Here is a 17,143-nt window from a genome sequence, read left to right as displayed (position 1 = left end):
AAACGAGAGTTGGAGGATAAGCCATGCCTAAACAGCAAACAGCAGAACTAAAACCATTTTTTCATAACAAAACAGTTTTAGTCACTGGCGGAACAGGTTCAATCGGGAGTCAAATTGTCAAACGCCTTTTGCTGCTTACACCTAAACAGGTGATTGTATTCAGCAAAGACGACAGTAAACAGTATGTCATGAGCCAAAAGTATGCGGAGGATAAGCGGCTATTATTTGTACTAGGAGATGTGCGCGATCACAGAAGGGTGAATCAGGTGATGAAAGGCGTCGATATCGTCTTTCACGCGGCTGCGCTAAAACAGGTTCCGACATGTGAGGATCATCCATTTGAAGCGATCCAGACCAATCTCATCGGCGGACAAAATGTGGTGGAAGCTGCCCTTTTACACCGAGTGCAGCATGTCATTAATATTAGTACAGATAAAGCTGTATCTCCTGTGAACACAATGGGTGCCACCAAGCTGTTATCCGAAAAGCTGTTTCATCAAGCAAACCGCCACGTTCAAAACAAAGGAACCGTGTTTTGTTCGGTCCGCTTTGGAAATGTTCTGGGCTCCAGAGGTTCGGTCATCCCTATATTATTTGAACAGATGATGGAGGGTCAGCCTCTGACTATCACAGACAAGAACATGACCAGATTTTTCATGTCAATAGACGATGCAGCTACATTGACTTTGCAATCAGCTGCGATTACAAAAGGCGGAGAAACCTTTATTTTTAAAATGGAATCACTGAAACTTGAAGAACTGATTCATGGATTTGAAGAATATGCATCGCAGCATGGGCTCCCGCGGCCGGCTGCAGTAGAAGTCGGCAAGCGTCCAGGTGAAAAGCTTCACGAAGAATTAACATCCCCGCATGAAATTGAATCACTGTATGAATGGGGCAACCTTTATGCGATCCTTCCAGAGCCTGAAAAACATCCTGACTTTCGCAAAGTCAATCTGCCTGGGTATCAATCTGATCAGGCCCCGCTCATTACGAAAGAAAGAATTGCCCAGATTATTGAAGACTTGCATCAAGAGAAAAAGGCATAAAAACAAGCCTGTCTATCCATTAGGCAGGCCTGTTTTTAATATTTTATTTATCAAAGAGATGCAGGTAGCTTTCGTATCCTTCCTCTTTCAGCTTATGCTTTGGAACAAACCGCAGCGCTGCTGAATTTATGCAGTAACGAAGCCCGTTTGGCCCCGGACCGTCATTAAATACATGGCCAAGATGAGAGTCAGCAGTTCGGCTTCTTACTTCTGTGCGAATCATGCCATGAGTCGTGTCCAGTTTTTCTTCCACTTCTTCTTCTTCAACCGGTTTTGTAAAGCTTGGCCAGCCGCAGTGGGAATCAAATTTATCCTTGGATGTAAACAATGGCTTGCCTGATACAATGTCTACATAAAGCCCTTCTTCCTTATGATCCCAATATTCATTTTGAAACGGCGGCTCCGTGCCGTTATTTTGCGTTACTTCATATTGTATGCGATTTAATGACTTCAATTTTTCTTCTTTATTGTACGCCATTTATTTATCCCCCCAATGCTCATTAATAAATCCGGCACGTCCGGAACCTGTCCGGTAGCGCTGATAATGTGCTGGATTCTTTTTATAAAAATGCTGATGGTAGCCTTCCGCTTCATAGAAAGGTTCAGCTTTTAAAATGTCCGTTACAATCGGATCTTTAAAGATCCCGCTTTCCGCCAGACGTTGCTTGGAAGCTTCCGCAAGCTCCTTTTGTTTATCATTATGATAAAAAATGGCTGCGCGGTAGGAACTGCCGCGATCAGCAAACTGTCCGCCGGCATCTGTCGGATCGATTTGCTGCCAAAATAATTCAAGCAGTTTTTCATAAGGGAATACATCAGGATCAAACGTGATTTGAACAGCTTCACGATGCCCTGTCGTTTCACTGCACACCTCTTCATACGTAGGGTTTTCAGTATGGCCGCCTGTATACCCGGACACCACTTTTTCAATACCCGGCTGTTCGTCAAAAGGTTTAACCATACACCAAAAACAGCCTCCTGCAAATGTGGCGATTTCTTTTTTTTCAGACATACTGGTGCCTCCTTTGTTAATACGTGGTATTATTATATTATAGCATGTAAAAATAGAATGAAAATGATTCTGCTTTTCAATAAAATCTATAGGTTTTAAGCAATATGCTTATGTAATGGAGGTTCACAAATTTGAAAGTAAGAACACAGATGATGTACGATATGGAAACTTTACTCCGTAAAGTCTTTAAACAAATACGAAACGAAATCAATGAAATTTTAGATAAAGAGCTGTCGCGGAATGAATTCACCATTCTTCGGATCCTCAGTGAACAAGGGCCTAAAAAAGTCACTGAATTTGCGCCTATTTTAGAGGTATCGGCAAGCCACATTACGGCTGTGACTGATGCGCTGGTAGAAAAGGAATGGATTACGAGAATCAGATCGAAGGAAGACAGACGTATCATTCGCATTCATATCACTGAAGCTGGCGAAAAAGTCCTTCAGCACTTTAACGAGAAAAAAACGGAATATTTCTTTAAACGCTTTGACTGTTACACTGATGCTGAACTTGCCACGTTAATCGAGCTCTTCAGCAAACTTGATAAAAAACGGTAAAAAAAAGCACATACCGCTATATATAGGTATGTGCTTTTCGCAGTGCTTCACTTATTTTTCAGCGAACAGCTTCATTGTTTTCCAGCGGCCATAGCGGTAATACAAAAATGCCGCGCAGCTGCTAAATAAAAAACTCATTCCGATTCCAAGCCCGATTCCTTTTTGTCCAAGCCAAGCTGAAAAAAGAACCGTGAAAGGATATCGCAGCACCCAAAACGAGATCAAATTTAAAACCAGCACCTGCAGCATCGCTCCCGCGGCTCTGACAATTCCGTTCAGTACGAAATTAATCCCAATAAAAGGGTAGAAAAACGCGATCCACCGCAAATATTGTTCACCAAATGCGACCGCATCAGGCTCGCTGATAAATAACCTTATAAGGTATTTACCAAACACCCAAATCATAACCGCAATCACCAGCATGCAGGAAATAACAGCCAGCACACCAAGCCTTGCAATCGTTCCTACTCTTTTATTGTTTCCGATTCCGATATTTTGCCCTGCCATACTGTTGACGGCCGTACCGGCAGCCATTGCTGGAAGCGTGATGATGCTGTCGAGCCGCTGGACCGCGCCAAAACCTGATACCACGTGCTCCCCGTATGAGTTGACAACACTCATAATCGCCATCATACCGCCTGTAATCACCATCATCTGCAGACCTGCCGGAATCCCTAGTTTCAAAATCAACGCGGACTCTCTCCACTTGGGCACTCTCGGAATTGAGAATGGCACAAGCTTGTGTTTGATGACATAAAACAACCCATACAGAAAAGCAACGCCTTGTGACAAAATCGTTGAATAAGCCGCACCCGCTATTCCCATGCGAAACACAGAAATAAAGAGCGGCGCCAGCACTGTATTCAGTACAACAGCAAACGCAATAAACCGGAGCGGTGTCTTGCTGTCGCCCAGCGCCCGAAGCACAGTACTGATAAAGTTATAACCAAATAAAAATAAAATGCCGATAAATTGAATCTGTAAATAAGTCTCAGCAAGCGGCAGCATTGACTCCGGCGTTTTTAGAAGACGCAGCAAAAGCTCTGACAGAAAAAAACCGGCCGCGCCGAATCCGATGCTTAGGCCTGTTAATAAAACAACAAAAGCGTTAATATACGACGTCATTCCCTTTACATCATCTTTTCCTTTTTGCTGAGATAAAATGGTTAACGTCGCATTGTTAAGGCCCAAAATAAAAGACAGCACGGTTAGAACAATCGTGCTTGATACCGCAGCTGCCCCAAGAGCCTGTGCCCCCAGTAAATTGCCGATCCACAAGCTGTCTATAAACTGAAAGGAAACCTGCAATGCGTTTCCGAGCATAATAGGCGTTGAAAACAGTACAAGCTGTTTCAGCACGTTCCCCTGTGTAAAATCGTTTGCTCTCATCTTTTCTCCTTGTGTTCTCAAATTTTCTTCGGACCGCACGAAAAAAGAGACGTTGTTTCATGTCTCTTTTTTCATGATTTATCGGTTTTTTTCCGGTCTCCCATACCGAATGTAAACACCATCACACTTAGGAACAAGGCACAATAGGAAACATTCAAATACATTTGATCCATGTCTTCAGCGGCCAAATGATGATAAGCCAGCCAGCCGAAGTACAGGGAAAATGTAAAGGATAATAAACTGAAATACTGGTAAACCTGTTTCATTTTCAGTCACCTCTATTGTTTAGGATGGTAATAGGAAAATTCAATTTCATCATTTTCTAAATTTATTTTATCCGCTTTGACATACATACCATTCGTTAAAGGCATTTCTGACAAACGCACTTCAATGCTTTTATCTCCGGGGTGAACGTGGACAAATGACGGCAATTCATAAAAGCTGTCCATATAATTTAACACAAAGCTAATCGGTATACTCAATTTCCCTAACGAAAATTTCGTAACATTCAACTCTACATCACCGTTTTTTTTCACGGTCGGTTCAAAAGCGATAAAAGCATCAATAGAGGTAGAAAATGCCTTGATTTTCCCTGCGACATGAACATCATCATCAATCTCTACTTTATAATCAAGCTTGTTTGATGCCTTGTCGTTTAAATATGAGTTAACAAACGCAGCTAATGATTCTTTTGTGCTTGTCACTTGAAATCCATACTCGCTCTCAGATGAATCCTTCACCTGAGCTTGCTCTCCCGGGAGCAAAACAAGTGTAACAAACCCGGCAGCGAGGATAAAATTGATTGCAAGCAATATAAAAAACAGTCGTTTCCACTTATTCATGCTGTCACCCTACTCTTTCGGTAATCCTTCTTTTTTTATGAATTGATAGACGCGCTTCGCGATTAGAGAATAACCCGTACCATTAGGATGAAAATCATCTTCCTCAGAAATTCGGCTGCTGTCACTTTTTTTGTTGAACAAATCTTCGATATAAATGATTTTCGCATGCTTATCCTTTTTCAGCTCTTTTTCAGCAATATGGTTCCAATCCGTGACAACACCGTTTATTTCATTTAGTTCAGATAATGTAAACGTAAACGGATTGTACATGCTGACATAAATCAGCTCAGCGTGATCATTCAGCTTGCGAATTTCAGAAATGATTTTTTCAAAGCGCTTTTCGTACGGTTTTTCCGCTTCCTGAAACGGTTCAATGGTTAATTGCAGGAAGTTTTGGCGAAGGACTTTCATCAAATCATTACCGCCAATTGTAAAAAAGACATAATCTGCGTCCTTTATGCCTTTTTGAACCTTTTTATCTTTTAGTTTTTCTAATAAATCATCCGAACGGTTCCCTTTTACGGCATAATTTTTCACGTCAACCGTTTTGACTTGTTTATCTGACCGGATAGAATCCGCCACCTTGCCGACATATCCCTTTCCATCGGGATCTCCGACTCCTTCTGTCAGCGAATCTCCGACAGCCGCTATGACAATGTGCTCTTTCGTTTTCGTTTCATGATCTTTTTGTTTTCCCTCAGATGCTGTACGTATGCTCGTACAAGCAGTAAGAAGCAAAATCAAACCAGCCATGATTGAAAAAATGCGCAGCTTCAATCTTGTTGCTCCTTCCCATTCTACTAGTGGAAAGTGTATCATGTTTTAGAAGATTTGCAAATGCCTAGTCTTCTAGCTTACTTGAGTGCGCCTGCTGATTTTACATCGGCGATAATTTCATCGTACGGTGTATTTTCCACTCCATTATAATCTTTCAGCACCTTGCCGTTCGGGCCTACTAACCAAAAAGAAGATTGATGAATGACTTGGTCCTGTCCCTCAGGTTTCTTCACAATCGCCTTAAAGCTCTTAAGTGCGAACTCTTCAATCTCACTCTGGCTGTATCCGGTGAGAAAATCCCAGTTATCAAACGATAATGGATAATTTGCGGCAAATTTCTTCAGCTGTTTCGGCTTATCGTTTTCTGGATCAACACTAAATGATACGATGCGGACATCTATATTCTCGGCTTTCAGTTTTTTTTGCAGATCGGTCATATGAGCAGTCATCGGCGGACATACAGTTTCACAATTAGTAAAAATAAAATCCGCCAGCCATACTTCTCCTTTTAAACTCTCTAATGAAACGTTCTTGCCGTCTTGGTTTTGAAATGTAAAAGGCTCCACTTCGTAATTGAGCGGATTTTTAATCTGCTGTCCTCCACAGGCACACAAAAGCAGAAAAAACAGCCCAGCCATTAAACCTTTGATAACCTTCATGACATTCATCCTTTCAGCCAGCATAAAAACGCTTTCTAACCTGTCCTTACTGTCCCATATTTGTATTCGATACTGAGCAAAAAAAATCCTGCATGCCTCCCCATTAACGATTCAAAGGAGGACATACAGGTAAAAAACGGCATGTTATGCGTTGTGCTTTAACACCTCTTGATGAAAAACAGCCTGATAATCTGCCCACTTCATCCGGCGCTTCATATAATGTCGGAAAGAATACACTTTTGTCCTGCTGTTTGATGAAAACACTTCTTTTAAGTAGAATTGCAAATGGTGATGTAACATAAAATAATAGTGCTCATCTTCCTTTAATACAGGTATTTCTGTCACTTTCACCTGAATCCCGTCACCGCGTTTGAACTCTAGGCTTTTGAGTAACAAGCTATCAATCCTCTTTTTTTGTTTTTCTTCTATTATATATGATGCCAGCCTGGCTGTCTGTCATTTTGCGCGGTTGCGAAAAAAATTAGATCAGCAGATGGAATAAGTCCTCATCCTTATTGACCTCTACATAATGAAACGGTTTTTTGTTCATCCGTTCAATCAGCGGCCCATAATCGGCTTTGTTCTGCAGCTCGATGCCGACAAGAGCAGGTCCGTTGCTTTTGTTATTTTTCTTCGTATATTCAAACCTTGTAATGTCATCATTCGGCCCGAGGACTTCGTCAAGAAATTCGCGGAGCGCCCCCGCTCTTTGCGGAAAGTTGACGATAAAATAATGCTGAAGACCTTCAAAAATCAAGGAACGCTCCTTCATTTCCTGCATTCTTCCTATATCGTTATTCCCCCCGCTGACCACACACACCACATTTTTTCCTTTGATTTCATCCTTGTACAAATCAAGCGCTGAGACAGAAAGAGCTCCGGCCGGTTCAGCAACAATCGCACATTCGTTATACAATTCAAGAATGGATGTACATACTTTTCCTTCAGGGACAAGGAGAATGTCATCAACAACAGATTCCAGCGTCCGAAAGGTTTCCTCTCCAATTTTTTTAACTGCTGCCCCATCTACAAACTTATCAATTTTATCAAGTGTGACGACATGCCCAGCTTTGTTTGATTCAAAATAGGATGCCGCTCCCGCCGGCTCAACAGCAATTACCTTTGTATCAGGAGACACATTTTTCAAATATGTACCTACCCCTGAGAGAAGACCGCCACCTCCGACACCTGCAAAAAGAAAATGCGGTTCTGCATCAATGTCGTTTAAAATCTCGACTGCGAGCGTCCCTTGTCCGGCCATCACATCCGGATCATCGAACGGATGGATAAACGTCCGAGATTCCGCCTCACAGCACTCTACGGCACTTTTATACGCGTCATCAAACGTATCGCCTGTCAAAATAATATCGATAAATCCTTTTCCGAATAGTTCAACTTGAGATACTTTTTGTCTCGGTGTAGTAGACGGCATAAAAATTTTCCCGTGAATGCCAAGATGTTTACACGAGAATGCCACGCCTTGCGCGTGGTTTCCGGCGCTTGCACACACCACTCCGTTTTCTGTCTGCTCGCTGGAAAGCTGTTTTATTTTATGATAAGCCCCTCTGAGCTTAAAAGATCTAACAACTTGCAAGTCTTCACGTTTTAAATAGATATTGCATTCATATCTCTCAGAAAGTCTGTCATTCCTCTGCAAAGGTGTGTGAATGACAACGTCCTTTACGTTTTGGTGAGCCTTCAAAATGTCTTTCACTTGGATGAGAGAGTTTTCTTTCAACAACGGTTTCATGTACAGATTCCTTTCTTGTTTTAAATCCCTATTTAATATGCCATTATAACACGAATATTCAAAAAATAAGACAATTATTTTTATTTAATAATTAAAAAAATACAGAATATGTCCAACACATCAAGTGGTAACTTCTGTTTAACCATTATCCTGCAGACTCAAGAAAAAAGACGATCGTAAAATAAAGGGTGTTTTCAGCCAAAAGGCATGATATAATGAAACCAATTAGAACCAAAAGGAGCCAATTGATGAATAGCGCACCAAAACTCAACACATTTCAACATCTAATCGGAGAACATCAAACTTTCCTGGAAGCGAAGCGAATCGCCAAGCAATTCTCGTTATCGGAGCTTCCTGTCTTAATAACAGGAAAAATCGGAACAGGCAAAAATCATTTCGCATATGCCATACACTTGGAATCTTCGAGAAGCAATGAACCGTTTATAAGCGTCAATTGCAGCACGCATTCTGAAGAAAGCCTTATGCATGAGCTTTTTGGTCCTAACGGAAACTCAGGTGCTTTTCACAAAACGGCACGAGGAACCCTTTTTCTTGATGAAGTATGGCGCATGCCGGCTTCTGTACAAGCTCAGCTGTTAAAAGCGTTTGATTCAGACATGGAGAAGCCGCGAATGATCTGTGCTTCTGCAGACGGATCCGTGGAACATTCCTTCAGGCAAGACTTATTTTACAGGCTGAACATTTTAACGCTCACACTGCCCGAATTATCTGAACGAAAAAGCGATATACCGCTTTTGACACAATATTTCCTCTCAAATTCCGGGCAGCAATTGTTAATCGACCCCTCTGTCTTTCCGGTGCTTGAGCAGCATACATTTGAAGGCAATGTCAGGGAATTAAAAAACGCGGCAGATTATATGGCGGCAGTATCAAGCGGGGGAACGATTCATCCACATGACCTGCCGCCATATATTAGAGGCGCGATAGACGGAAAAACCTCAAAGAAAAAAGCAAAGCTGCTGACTTTAATGGAAAAAGCTGAGTTTTTGTTTATTTTGGAAACAATAAAAGTATTGAATGAAAAAGGAGAACCTGCCAGCAGACGGATCATTTCTGAACACAGCAAAAATACCCAAACCTCGTTAACGCCGCAGCAGGTCAGAAGCCGCCTCGACTATTTGGAGAAAAAAGACTATGTCACCAAAAGCCGCGGACGCGCCGGCACAAAAATTACCTTTGAGGGCTTGCGCTTTATAGAGACGTTAAAAAATCAAATGATTTAGCGATCGAAAGGAGAATGCACTTGTTTACAATGAAAGAAGAGATCGCCAATGCCATTACACACGGCATTGGTGTACTCTTATCCATCCCTGCTTTAGTGTTTTTAATCATATTCGCGGCTAATTACGGGTCTGCCTGGGATATTGTCAGCTTTACGATTTTCGGTGTCTCTATGCTGCTGTTATATTTGAGCTCTACACTGCTTCACAGCATCACACATAAAAAGACGAAGGACATTTTGGAGATTATCGATCATAGCGCGATTTACGTACTCATCGCAGGAACCTACACGCCTTTTTTACTCGGACCGCTGAAAGGCACACTCGGCTTTACCCTGCTGGTTATCGTATGGTCACTTGCCCTGGGTGGAATTGTCTTTAAAATTTTCTTCGTGAAACGCTTTATCCTACTGTCAACCATAGTGTACTTGATCATGGGCTGGCTGATGATTATTGCGGTTAAACCTTTATATGCTTCGCTGAGCGGAGCGGGATTCAGCCTTCTTTTTCTCGGCGGCATTCTATACTCTGTCGGAACCATCTTTTACATTTGGAAAAAGATTCCCTTCCATCACGCCATTTGGCACAGCTTCGTATTGGGCGGGAGCGCTGCTATGTTTTTCTGCGTGCTTTTCTATTGTGTAAAGGTGCCGTTCCTTTCGTAACAAAAAAGCGCAGTCTTAACGACTGCGCTTTTTTATGCACGTAATTGTTTTTCATTGGCAGGTATATAAGCTTTTGAAAAGGACAATTCAATGTCGGCTGGTTTTAAGCGTTTAAAAAGCGACCCCTTTTGCAGGTGCTCTGTTCCTTTCGTTTCCACCATCACTAACGGAAGTTGATAGCGAGCTGCAAGTTCTACAGGATCAATAGAACCATCTAGTGAAAGAATCAAGCTTTGCCCCTTTTCCAGCTGTTTTGTCACATTTTCATATACCTTCTCTGAATGACCGTCTGAAATCACATCCATCCGATCCAGCCATTGCCCGATAAAAGGCAAGCGGAACACTTTTGGGTTGGCGATAAAGCCGGCCGGTTCCTCAATATATCCAGCAATTAAGGCCAGTTCAGCCAAGCGCAAACGAGAGTGCACATACAAAACAGGACCTTGTGGGATTGGCTCTGGCTGATGGATTGTCACAACTGAACCGGAGATGCCGATACAGCCTTCCAAAAATGCCTTTGGCTGTTCGTACACAAGAGTCATCTGTTTTTTATATGACAGACGAGGGTCGAGCATTGTTTGATTAAATAATTGTTTCATATTTTTCAACAGCATATACACAATATAAACCACTAGAAAGCTGTAGCGAACCAATTAAAATCCTCCCGCTTTAGAAGAATTCTTTTTTTCATACACGAGAAATTCGTAATCATACGGGTTTTTTTCGTCCTTGATCCCCTGCTCAGAAGAAACCAGTTCCCAATCGCCTTCATCAAATTCAGGAAAGTGACGGTCACCTTCAAACTCGTGATGAATTTTCGTCATATACAGTCTGTCCGCATAAGGGAACAGGTCCGTATAGAGCTGAGCCCCTCCGATCACAAAGCATTCTTCAGAGCCTGAACAAATATCCAGTACATCCTGTAACGAACTGACAACCGTGCATCCCGGAAATTCTGAAGCCGGCGCTGATGTGACGACAATATTTTTCCGATTTGGAAGCGGACGTCCGATCGATTCAAATGTTTTCCTGCCCATAATGATTGAATGGCCCGATGTTACTTTCTTAAAGTATGCAAGATCATTGGGCAAATGCCACGGCAAATCATTGTCTTTGCCGATAAGCCTGTTGGCATCCATCGCAAAAATGAATGAAATCATACGCTGACCGCCCCTTTTTGCTTTAAAACATGTCTGCATAAATCCTTATACTGTTTCATTTTTTTCATCCTTTAAAAGTAGTCTTCTTGTAGTGTAACACAATAAAAAATCATTCCTGGGTTCAGAAATGATTTTTTTATAGTCAGCTGACGACAGGCTTTTCATCCTGTTCTTTTTCTTCATCTTGCAGATCCTGATGCGTATGCGCAATTCTGCTCGCCGCTGCTGCAGCAAGAGCTGCCACAATATCATCCAAAAAGGTGTGAATACCGTCTGGACTTTCATCAAGTTCCTTAATAATACCAATCTTCTCTTTATCCAAATAACCGAAATTGGTCAAGCCGATCGACCCATACACATTAACGATTGAAAGCGGGATGATTTCATCTATGCCGTAAAGCGGTTCATCTGTTTCAACAAGATGCTGTAACGGTTCGGGGAGAAGCTTTTGTTCTGCAAGCTGATCGAGTGCAAGTCCTGTCAAAACAGCATGAATAATTTCACGTTTGTTCAAGACTTTTTCTACATTCTCCATGCAAACACTGAGCGGCAGGTTTGGATTGTATTTTTCCTGAAGTTTTTGAACAATGCGTGCAATATCTTCTATCATAACGCCCCGTTTATTCAGCATATCTTTTGTTATATTGACCATTTCATTCATTGTGTACTTTTTCATGTCTAATGGCATCTCCTTTAAGCACTCATCCAGTTGGGAGGAGTGTTGCGGTCCCAGTAAATGCTCCCAAGCTCATGATGTGATTGAAATCCATCTTCTGCTGTATGATAATGAAAATTAAACCAGTAGCCGTCATGAGGCGGATGGTCTCTGCGCACATGGAATCTCAGAAGATCTTCTCCAGTTGTCCGATTGTAGACGTTGAATATTTTTTCCGTTTTGCCTGCTGAAGGCATGCTTGAGATCACAACATCTTGATACGCCTCATCATCTTGCAATGTCGCTAAATAATCACTAATCACATTTTCGATTTTTGGCAGGATCTCTTTCCGATAATCATCTTCAATGACCGGAGCGATTCTGCTGCCGAATTTTAAAAAGGACTGATCCTCAGCGCTGTCAAGGAGCTGTTCCTTGTACGATTGAAAAAGCAGTTCAGGATCTCGCCTGTCATCCGACTCATCATCGTACAGGTCATGCTCATCATAAAAAGCGGTGTAATCATTCTGCTCAAGACTGCTCGGCTGTCCGGAAGGCTTGTCCGCCATAAGAGCAGCCGGAGGAGATACGAGCCCGAACGTCACAATGGTAAATAAAACCACAAGGGTCTTTCTCATCCACAATTTCATGACTGCTTATTCCTCTCTATTTTATTGTCATGTTTCTCTTATTTTAGCACAACCAAAACATTCAAGTCATGTACTATATGAAACTGATACACAAATTAGGAGATTCGTTGCTATGCACTTTGTGTAAAAACGCTTACAATATTCTGTGAAAGGAGGCTTTCCGCATGATTGACGCTCTGTTTGCCACAGTTTCACTCTTAACATTGTTATACTTTGTCGTCATGGAAGTCACCGATTAACAGAAAATCCCGTGGTATGAATCACGGGATTTCTTTACTTGCCTGAATGACACCATAATGGAACAGTGCTGTTTTTCTTTTTATGACATGAAAACCAAACTGTTCAAACCGCGGGCTTTTCCAATGGTCTTTTAGCACAACACTTTTTCTGGAAATGCGTACCGCTTCCTTGATACACTCTTCGTGCAAAACGGAATCCTCAGCCAAATCGCGTAAAGGCGCAATACCGTCAGAGGTCTCTACAGGTTCATGAAACATTGGATCGAAGTAAACCACATCAACAGAGCCGTCAGGAAGCTGCTTGATGTATTCTAAGCAATCACCATTCTTTACCTGGATTCTTCTCATCGCTGCTTGAAGCCCTTCTATACCTGTTTCCCATGAATGCAGCCCCGTCCTCACTAAAACGGATACAAGATGGTTTTTTTCCACCCCAACCACAGACCCCGTTTCGCCTACCGCCATACTTGCGATAATGGCATCTGACCCCAGCCCGAGTGTGCAATCTAAAAACGTATCCCCTTCCGATAAACCGGCAGCCCGAAGCATCGGCTCTTGCTCACCGCGTAAGAAGCGTTTGGCTCTGAACATCGCGGTATTCGGATGAAAAAAGAATTTGGCACCTTGTTTCGTAAATAGCTCAAATCGCTCTTTGCCGACCACAAGCAAATCACGTTCAGCTGACTTCAGCAGGTTTTCAACCGTTTGTTTATTTCGGCCGCAGTATGGCATATTTAGCTCTTTAGATAGCTGCTTTGCAGTTTTTATGGTGTGTTCAGACGGTCTATAGCTTGTTGTTATCATCTTCTGTACTCCCAAAAAGAAAATGCCCGGAAAACGGGCATTTAGCAGTGTGCATCAAAGGCAGCAGTCAGATTTTTCATAATTTCTTCCATGTCGTGTCCTTCAATTTCATGACGCGGAATAAAATGTACAACTTCTTTGCCTTTCAAAAGAGCCATTGACGGTGAAGAAGGCTCTTGGCCAGTAAAATACTCACGCATTTTTGCAGTAGCTTCTTTATCTTGGCCCGCAAATACAGTCACCGTATTGTCAGGCGTTTTGTCATTCTGGAGAACTGCCTGTGTTGCTGCAGGACGTGCAAGGCCTGCGGCGCAGCCGCATACAGAGTTAACGACTACAAGAGTTGTGCCCTCTGCCTTTTCCATAAAGTTTTCTACTTCTTCCGCTGTTGTTAACTCTTCAAAACCTGCTCCAGTCAGCTCGCGGCGCATCGGTACGACAAGCTGACGCATGTATTCTTCATAAGCCATTGACATAAAAAAAGCCCCCTCTAGTATCCTTCATCTGAAGTAAAGGATACTATAGAGAGGGCCGGATTTCAAATGTTCACGCCTTAAAATACAGAAGTAAGTGTCCTCACCTGCTAGATTTTCATGATACCGCCAGTGTTGGCACTTGTCACAAGCTTAGAATAACGTGCCAGGTAGCCGGTTTTCACTTTCGGTTCAAAACCTTTCCAGTTTGCTTTCCGTTTTTCCCACTCTTCTTCTGGCACTTGTACATCCAAGATGCGTTTTTCAATATCAACGATAATATGGTCTCCGTTTTCAACAAAGGCAAGCGGTCCGCCCTCAGCGGCCTCAGGGGATACGTGACCGATGGAGAGCCCACGGGAGGCTCCGGAAAAACGTCCGTCCGTAATCAATGCCACTTTTGGTCCGAGTCCCATTCCAACGATTTGAGATGTTGGCGCCAGCATTTCCGGCATGCCAGGTCCCCCTTTTGGCCCTTCGTATCTGATGATGACAACGTCGCCTTCTTTTACTTTTCGGTTGATAATGCCGTCAAGTGCCTCGTCCTGAGAATCGAATACGACAGCCGGCCCTTCGTGTCTTGTAATCCCATTCTGTACGCCGCCCGTTTTAATGATTGCGCCGTCCGGAGCCAGATTACCAAATAAAACAGCCAGACCGCCCTTTTCAGTAAATGGCTGATCCAATGGATGAATAACGTCATAATCCTTTATTTCATGTCCCGCAATGGTTTCTCCAAGAGTTTTTCCTGTAACAGTCAGCGCATCTAAATGAAGCGCTCCTTCTTTCTTGGAAAGCTCATTCAGAGCCGCTGACACGCCGCCCGCTTCATGAAGATCTTCAATAAACACATCCGAAGCAGGCGCCAGCTTGGCCAAGTGCGGCACGCGCTCAGCGACTTCGTTAATGCGTTCTAAAGAATATTCAACGCCGGCTTCGTTTGCAAGAGCAAGCGTATGAAGAACGGTATTTGTAGAACCTCCGAGCGCCATATCGAGTGCAAACGCGTTATCAATCGCTTTTACAGTAACGATATCACGCGGTTTGATATCTTTGCGAATCGTTTCCATTAATTGCGCAGCCGATTTTCTGACAAACTCTTTGCGTTCCGGAGATGTCGCCAGAATGGTTCCATTACCCGGCAAAGCAAGACCAAGTGCTTCTGACAGACAGTTCATTGAGTTCGCCGTAAACATGCCTGAGCAAGACCCGCACGTTGGACATCCGAACTGCTCTAGTTCTTGAAGCTCGTTTTCATTGATTTTCCCTGCTTGGTAGGCGCCTACCCCTTCGAATACTGAGGAAAGGGAGATTTTTCGCCCGTCACTTGTTCTTCCTGCCGCCATCGGCCCGCCGCTGACAAAAATCGTCGGAATGTTGATGCGCATTGCCGCCATAAGCATTCCCGGCGTGATTTTGTCGCAGTTCGGAATACAGACCATTCCGTCAAACCAGTGTGCGGATACAACCGTTTCCACAGAGTCAGCGATGATTTCACGGCTTGGCAGCGAATATCTCATACCAATATGCCCCATCGCGATGCCATCATCTACTCCAATGGTATTAAATTCAAATGGCACGCCTCCTGCTTCTCTGATTGCTTCTTTTACAATTTTTCCAAATTCCTGCAAGTGAACATGACCGGGAACGATATCAATGTATGAATTACACACCGCGATAAACGGCTTGCCGAAATCCTCTTCTTTTACACCAGCTGCACGAAGCAAACTGCGGTGCGGAGCTCTATCGATTCCTTGTGTGATCATGTTACTGCGTAATTCTGCCATGGTGATCCCCCTAAATTCTTTCAATTGTTAGATTGGATTTTATTTTAACAATTTTCAGTTTATTTATGGACTGTTTTTGCGAAAAAGATAATTTCAGGCCGCCCTCGCCTTGGTTTGTTCTTTTGTGTTTTTATATTTATATAGCTTTCTTTCGATTTGAACCCTCCAACTATTAATATTGTTACTTACTATAAATAGTTTTCGAATATTTTTCAACAATATTCGAAATAATTTTTATAAAAAGTGAATTCACATAAAAAAGGTGCATGATCTGCACCTTTTTCACCTCTATTCACCTTTTTTTCTGCTCTCTGTCATTTGTTTCCAAACAGACCCTTTTGCTTCTTCTCCATGTTCAATACGCTCAAGCGCCATTTTCACTTGAAGGCTGACCTCAAATTCGGGATCATCTTCGGCAGCGCGCAAAGCTTCAATTGCACTTTCATCGCCGACTTCGTACAGGAACATAGCCGCACGCCAACGAACAAGCTTGCTGGAGTCGCTTAACGACTTGATCATAGCAGGAATGGCTTGAGGATCGCCGATATCAGACAGGCAGTCTCCGGCCGTTCTTCTGACTGAGACCGCTTTGTCCTCAAGTGCTTTATACAATAGAGGAAGAACATCAGGTGTTTCAATCATTCCTAAGTACACAACAGCCTGTCTTCTGATAGACACCTTTGGATCATCCAATGCCTTCTGTAAAACCGGGATATCCTCTTCTTTTGGATCCATCTGTTCCAGATGCGCATAACGCTTTTTCCAGTCCTCATCATCAAGCATGTCGAGCGTTACTTTATACGCTTTGCGCTGTACTGCTTGTTTTGCTTCGCTCTTTCCTTGAGCAGCTGCTTCTGTCAGTCGTTTCAGCCGTTCATCACTGTATGCCGCCTGAAGCTCTTCTGTCACGTCATGGCCGATTTCATTAAAGTCGCCGAATCTGACACCTTGTTCTTTCCAGGCCCGTTCAAATACAACATTTGAAGCCTCAGATCTGAGTTTTAAGATCGCCTGCTGAAAGCGCTCAGGTAAGCCGAAGCGCTCTTCCCGCTCCCCATCCGTCAATTTAACTTGCATAGGAATGCCGCTGAACATCTGCACAAAAACTTTTACCTCTCCAAAAGATTCTTGTTCAGAGCGGTTTTCTTCTGCGCTTTCAGCACTTTCCATCCCAAATGCAGTGCGGACTTGCGGTAAAATGTCTTTCCAGTCGTATCTTGCATTCCGTTCAACAGCTAGAAAATCTGCGACGTGATATACCCCTTTAACTCCATCTATTTTAAGGATTTCCGCTATAACGGGCGGTGCGCCTTCTGCTTGCTCAGGTTTATAGTTATTGCTTTTGCCCGCCGGAAGCTCTTCCGTTAAGATGACTTTCATTGTATTCGGGCTTGGTGTAGGTTCAATTGATTTTATCTTCATGATCGTCCTCCT

At 43.0% G+C, this 17,143-nt stretch carries 21 protein-coding genes; 4 read left to right on the top strand and 17 right to left on the bottom strand.

Features of this window, described 5'->3' with window-relative positions:
* Nucleotides 1-23 precede the first annotated feature (23 nt).
* A complete protein-coding gene (locus ACQXR1_RS07300; RefSeq protein ID WP_014664318.1) occupies nucleotides 24-1,049 on the top strand; it encodes an SDR family NAD(P)-dependent oxidoreductase in 1,026 nt (341 codons plus the stop codon).
* A 43-nt stretch (nucleotides 1,050-1,092) separates the two neighbouring features.
* Here ACQXR1_RS07300 and msrB read toward each other — a convergent pair whose 3' ends face one another.
* Nucleotides 1,093-1,527: a peptide-methionine (R)-S-oxide reductase MsrB gene (gene msrB, locus ACQXR1_RS07295; RefSeq protein ID WP_040082849.1), complete on the bottom strand. Its 435-nt coding sequence runs from the start codon at nucleotides 1,525-1,527 to the stop codon at nucleotides 1,093-1,095.
* Nucleotides 1,528-2,061 carry a peptide-methionine (S)-S-oxide reductase MsrA gene (gene msrA, locus ACQXR1_RS07290; protein WP_430771910.1) on the bottom strand — a complete coding sequence of 178 codons (534 nt, stop codon included), beginning with the start codon at nucleotides 2,059-2,061 and terminating at the stop codon, nucleotides 1,528-1,530.
* A gap of 131 nt (nucleotides 2,062-2,192) precedes the next feature.
* On the opposite strand from msrA, the gene ACQXR1_RS07285 reads away from it, so the two are divergent.
* Nucleotides 2,193-2,618, top strand: coding sequence for a MarR family transcriptional regulator (locus tag ACQXR1_RS07285; protein WP_004398634.1), 426 nt, complete (start codon nucleotides 2,193-2,195; stop codon nucleotides 2,616-2,618).
* Between the two features lie 51 nt (nucleotides 2,619-2,669).
* Here the strand turns inward: ACQXR1_RS07285 and ACQXR1_RS07280 are convergent, their stop codons facing one another.
* From ACQXR1_RS07280 to ilvA, 7 genes are all read right to left on the bottom strand, one after another.
* Nucleotides 2,670-4,007, bottom strand: coding sequence for an MATE family efflux transporter (locus ACQXR1_RS07280; RefSeq protein ID WP_430771909.1), 1,338 nt, complete (start codon nucleotides 4,005-4,007; stop codon nucleotides 2,670-2,672).
* 71 nt (nucleotides 4,008-4,078) lie between these two features.
* A complete protein-coding gene (gene ypmT, locus ACQXR1_RS07275; protein WP_147772143.1) occupies nucleotides 4,079-4,273 on the bottom strand; it encodes a protein YpmT in 195 nt (64 codons plus the stop codon).
* Between the two features lie 12 nt (nucleotides 4,274-4,285).
* Nucleotides 4,286-4,849 (bottom strand): YpmS family protein, encoded by a 564-nt coding sequence (locus tag ACQXR1_RS07270; protein WP_040082845.1) that lies wholly within the window; start codon nucleotides 4,847-4,849, stop codon nucleotides 4,286-4,288.
* A 9-nt stretch (nucleotides 4,850-4,858) separates the two neighbouring features.
* Entirely contained in the window at nucleotides 4,859-5,626 is a 768-nt protein-coding gene (locus ACQXR1_RS07265; protein WP_151257382.1) for an SGNH/GDSL hydrolase family protein, read from the bottom strand.
* A 77-nt stretch (nucleotides 5,627-5,703) separates the two neighbouring features.
* Nucleotides 5,704-6,285: an SCO family protein gene (locus ACQXR1_RS07260; protein ID WP_151257381.1), complete on the bottom strand. Its 582-nt coding sequence runs from the start codon at nucleotides 6,283-6,285 to the stop codon at nucleotides 5,704-5,706.
* Between the two features lie 144 nt (nucleotides 6,286-6,429).
* On the bottom strand, nucleotides 6,430-6,681 hold the full coding sequence (locus ACQXR1_RS07255) for a YpmP family protein (protein WP_151257380.1): 252 nt from the start codon (nucleotides 6,679-6,681) through the stop codon (nucleotides 6,430-6,432).
* Between the two features lie 85 nt (nucleotides 6,682-6,766).
* Nucleotides 6,767-8,035, bottom strand: a complete 1,269-nt coding sequence (gene ilvA / locus ACQXR1_RS07250) for a threonine ammonia-lyase IlvA (protein WP_243572318.1) — start codon at nucleotides 8,033-8,035, stop codon at nucleotides 6,767-6,769.
* 248 nt (nucleotides 8,036-8,283) lie between these two features.
* On the opposite strand from ilvA, the gene ACQXR1_RS07245 reads away from it, so the two are divergent.
* Nucleotides 8,284-9,279, top strand: a complete 996-nt coding sequence (locus tag ACQXR1_RS07245) for a sigma 54-interacting transcriptional regulator (RefSeq protein WP_430771908.1) — start codon at nucleotides 8,284-8,286, stop codon at nucleotides 9,277-9,279.
* A gap of 20 nt (nucleotides 9,280-9,299) precedes the next feature.
* On the top strand, nucleotides 9,300-9,941 hold the full coding sequence (gene trhA, locus ACQXR1_RS07240; RefSeq protein WP_014664329.1) for a PAQR family membrane homeostasis protein TrhA: 642 nt from the start codon (nucleotides 9,300-9,302) through the stop codon (nucleotides 9,939-9,941).
* Nucleotides 9,942-9,973: 32 nt separating this feature from the next.
* Here the strand turns inward: trhA and ACQXR1_RS07235 are convergent, their stop codons facing one another.
* The 8 genes from ACQXR1_RS07235 to ACQXR1_RS07200 form a co-directional block, all read right to left on the bottom strand.
* Nucleotides 9,974-10,594 carry a lysophospholipid acyltransferase family protein gene (locus tag ACQXR1_RS07235; RefSeq protein WP_095431551.1) on the bottom strand — a complete coding sequence of 207 codons (621 nt, stop codon included), beginning with the start codon at nucleotides 10,592-10,594 and terminating at the stop codon, nucleotides 9,974-9,976.
* Nucleotides 10,595-11,101 (bottom strand): dihydrofolate reductase DfrA, encoded by a 507-nt coding sequence (dfrA, locus tag ACQXR1_RS07230; protein WP_069149752.1) that lies wholly within the window; start codon nucleotides 11,099-11,101, stop codon nucleotides 10,595-10,597.
* A 142-nt stretch (nucleotides 11,102-11,243) separates the two neighbouring features.
* Nucleotides 11,244-11,777, bottom strand: coding sequence for a phosphatidylglycerophosphatase A family protein (locus ACQXR1_RS07225; RefSeq protein ID WP_040082840.1), 534 nt, complete (start codon nucleotides 11,775-11,777; stop codon nucleotides 11,244-11,246).
* A 17-nt stretch (nucleotides 11,778-11,794) separates the two neighbouring features.
* Nucleotides 11,795-12,406 carry a YpjP family protein gene (locus ACQXR1_RS07220; RefSeq protein WP_009967559.1) on the bottom strand — a complete coding sequence of 204 codons (612 nt, stop codon included), beginning with the start codon at nucleotides 12,404-12,406 and terminating at the stop codon, nucleotides 11,795-11,797.
* Between the two features lie 260 nt (nucleotides 12,407-12,666).
* Complete coding sequence (locus tag ACQXR1_RS07215; RefSeq protein WP_430771907.1) at nucleotides 12,667-13,449, bottom strand: class I SAM-dependent methyltransferase; 783 nt, start codon at nucleotides 13,447-13,449, stop codon at nucleotides 12,667-12,669.
* Between the two features lie 41 nt (nucleotides 13,450-13,490).
* Nucleotides 13,491-13,925, bottom strand: a complete 435-nt coding sequence (gene brxA / locus ACQXR1_RS07210) for a bacilliredoxin BrxA (protein ID WP_003230794.1) — start codon at nucleotides 13,923-13,925, stop codon at nucleotides 13,491-13,493.
* Between the two features lie 107 nt (nucleotides 13,926-14,032).
* Nucleotides 14,033-15,709, bottom strand: coding sequence for a dihydroxy-acid dehydratase (gene ilvD / locus ACQXR1_RS07205; RefSeq protein WP_040082837.1), 1,677 nt, complete (start codon nucleotides 15,707-15,709; stop codon nucleotides 14,033-14,035).
* A gap of 288 nt (nucleotides 15,710-15,997) precedes the next feature.
* On the bottom strand, nucleotides 15,998-17,131 hold the full coding sequence (locus ACQXR1_RS07200; RefSeq protein WP_069149754.1) for a conserved virulence factor C family protein: 1,134 nt from the start codon (nucleotides 17,129-17,131) through the stop codon (nucleotides 15,998-16,000).
* Nucleotides 17,132-17,143: the final 12 nt, after the last annotated feature.

This window comes from Bacillus sp. ATD, assembly GCF_050585765.1.
Classification (GTDB): Bacteria; Bacillota; Bacilli; order Bacillales; family Bacillaceae; genus Bacillus; species Bacillus stercoris.
The sequence above is the reverse complement of the archived record's forward strand: the minus strand, read 5'-3'. Positions and strand labels throughout refer to the sequence as shown.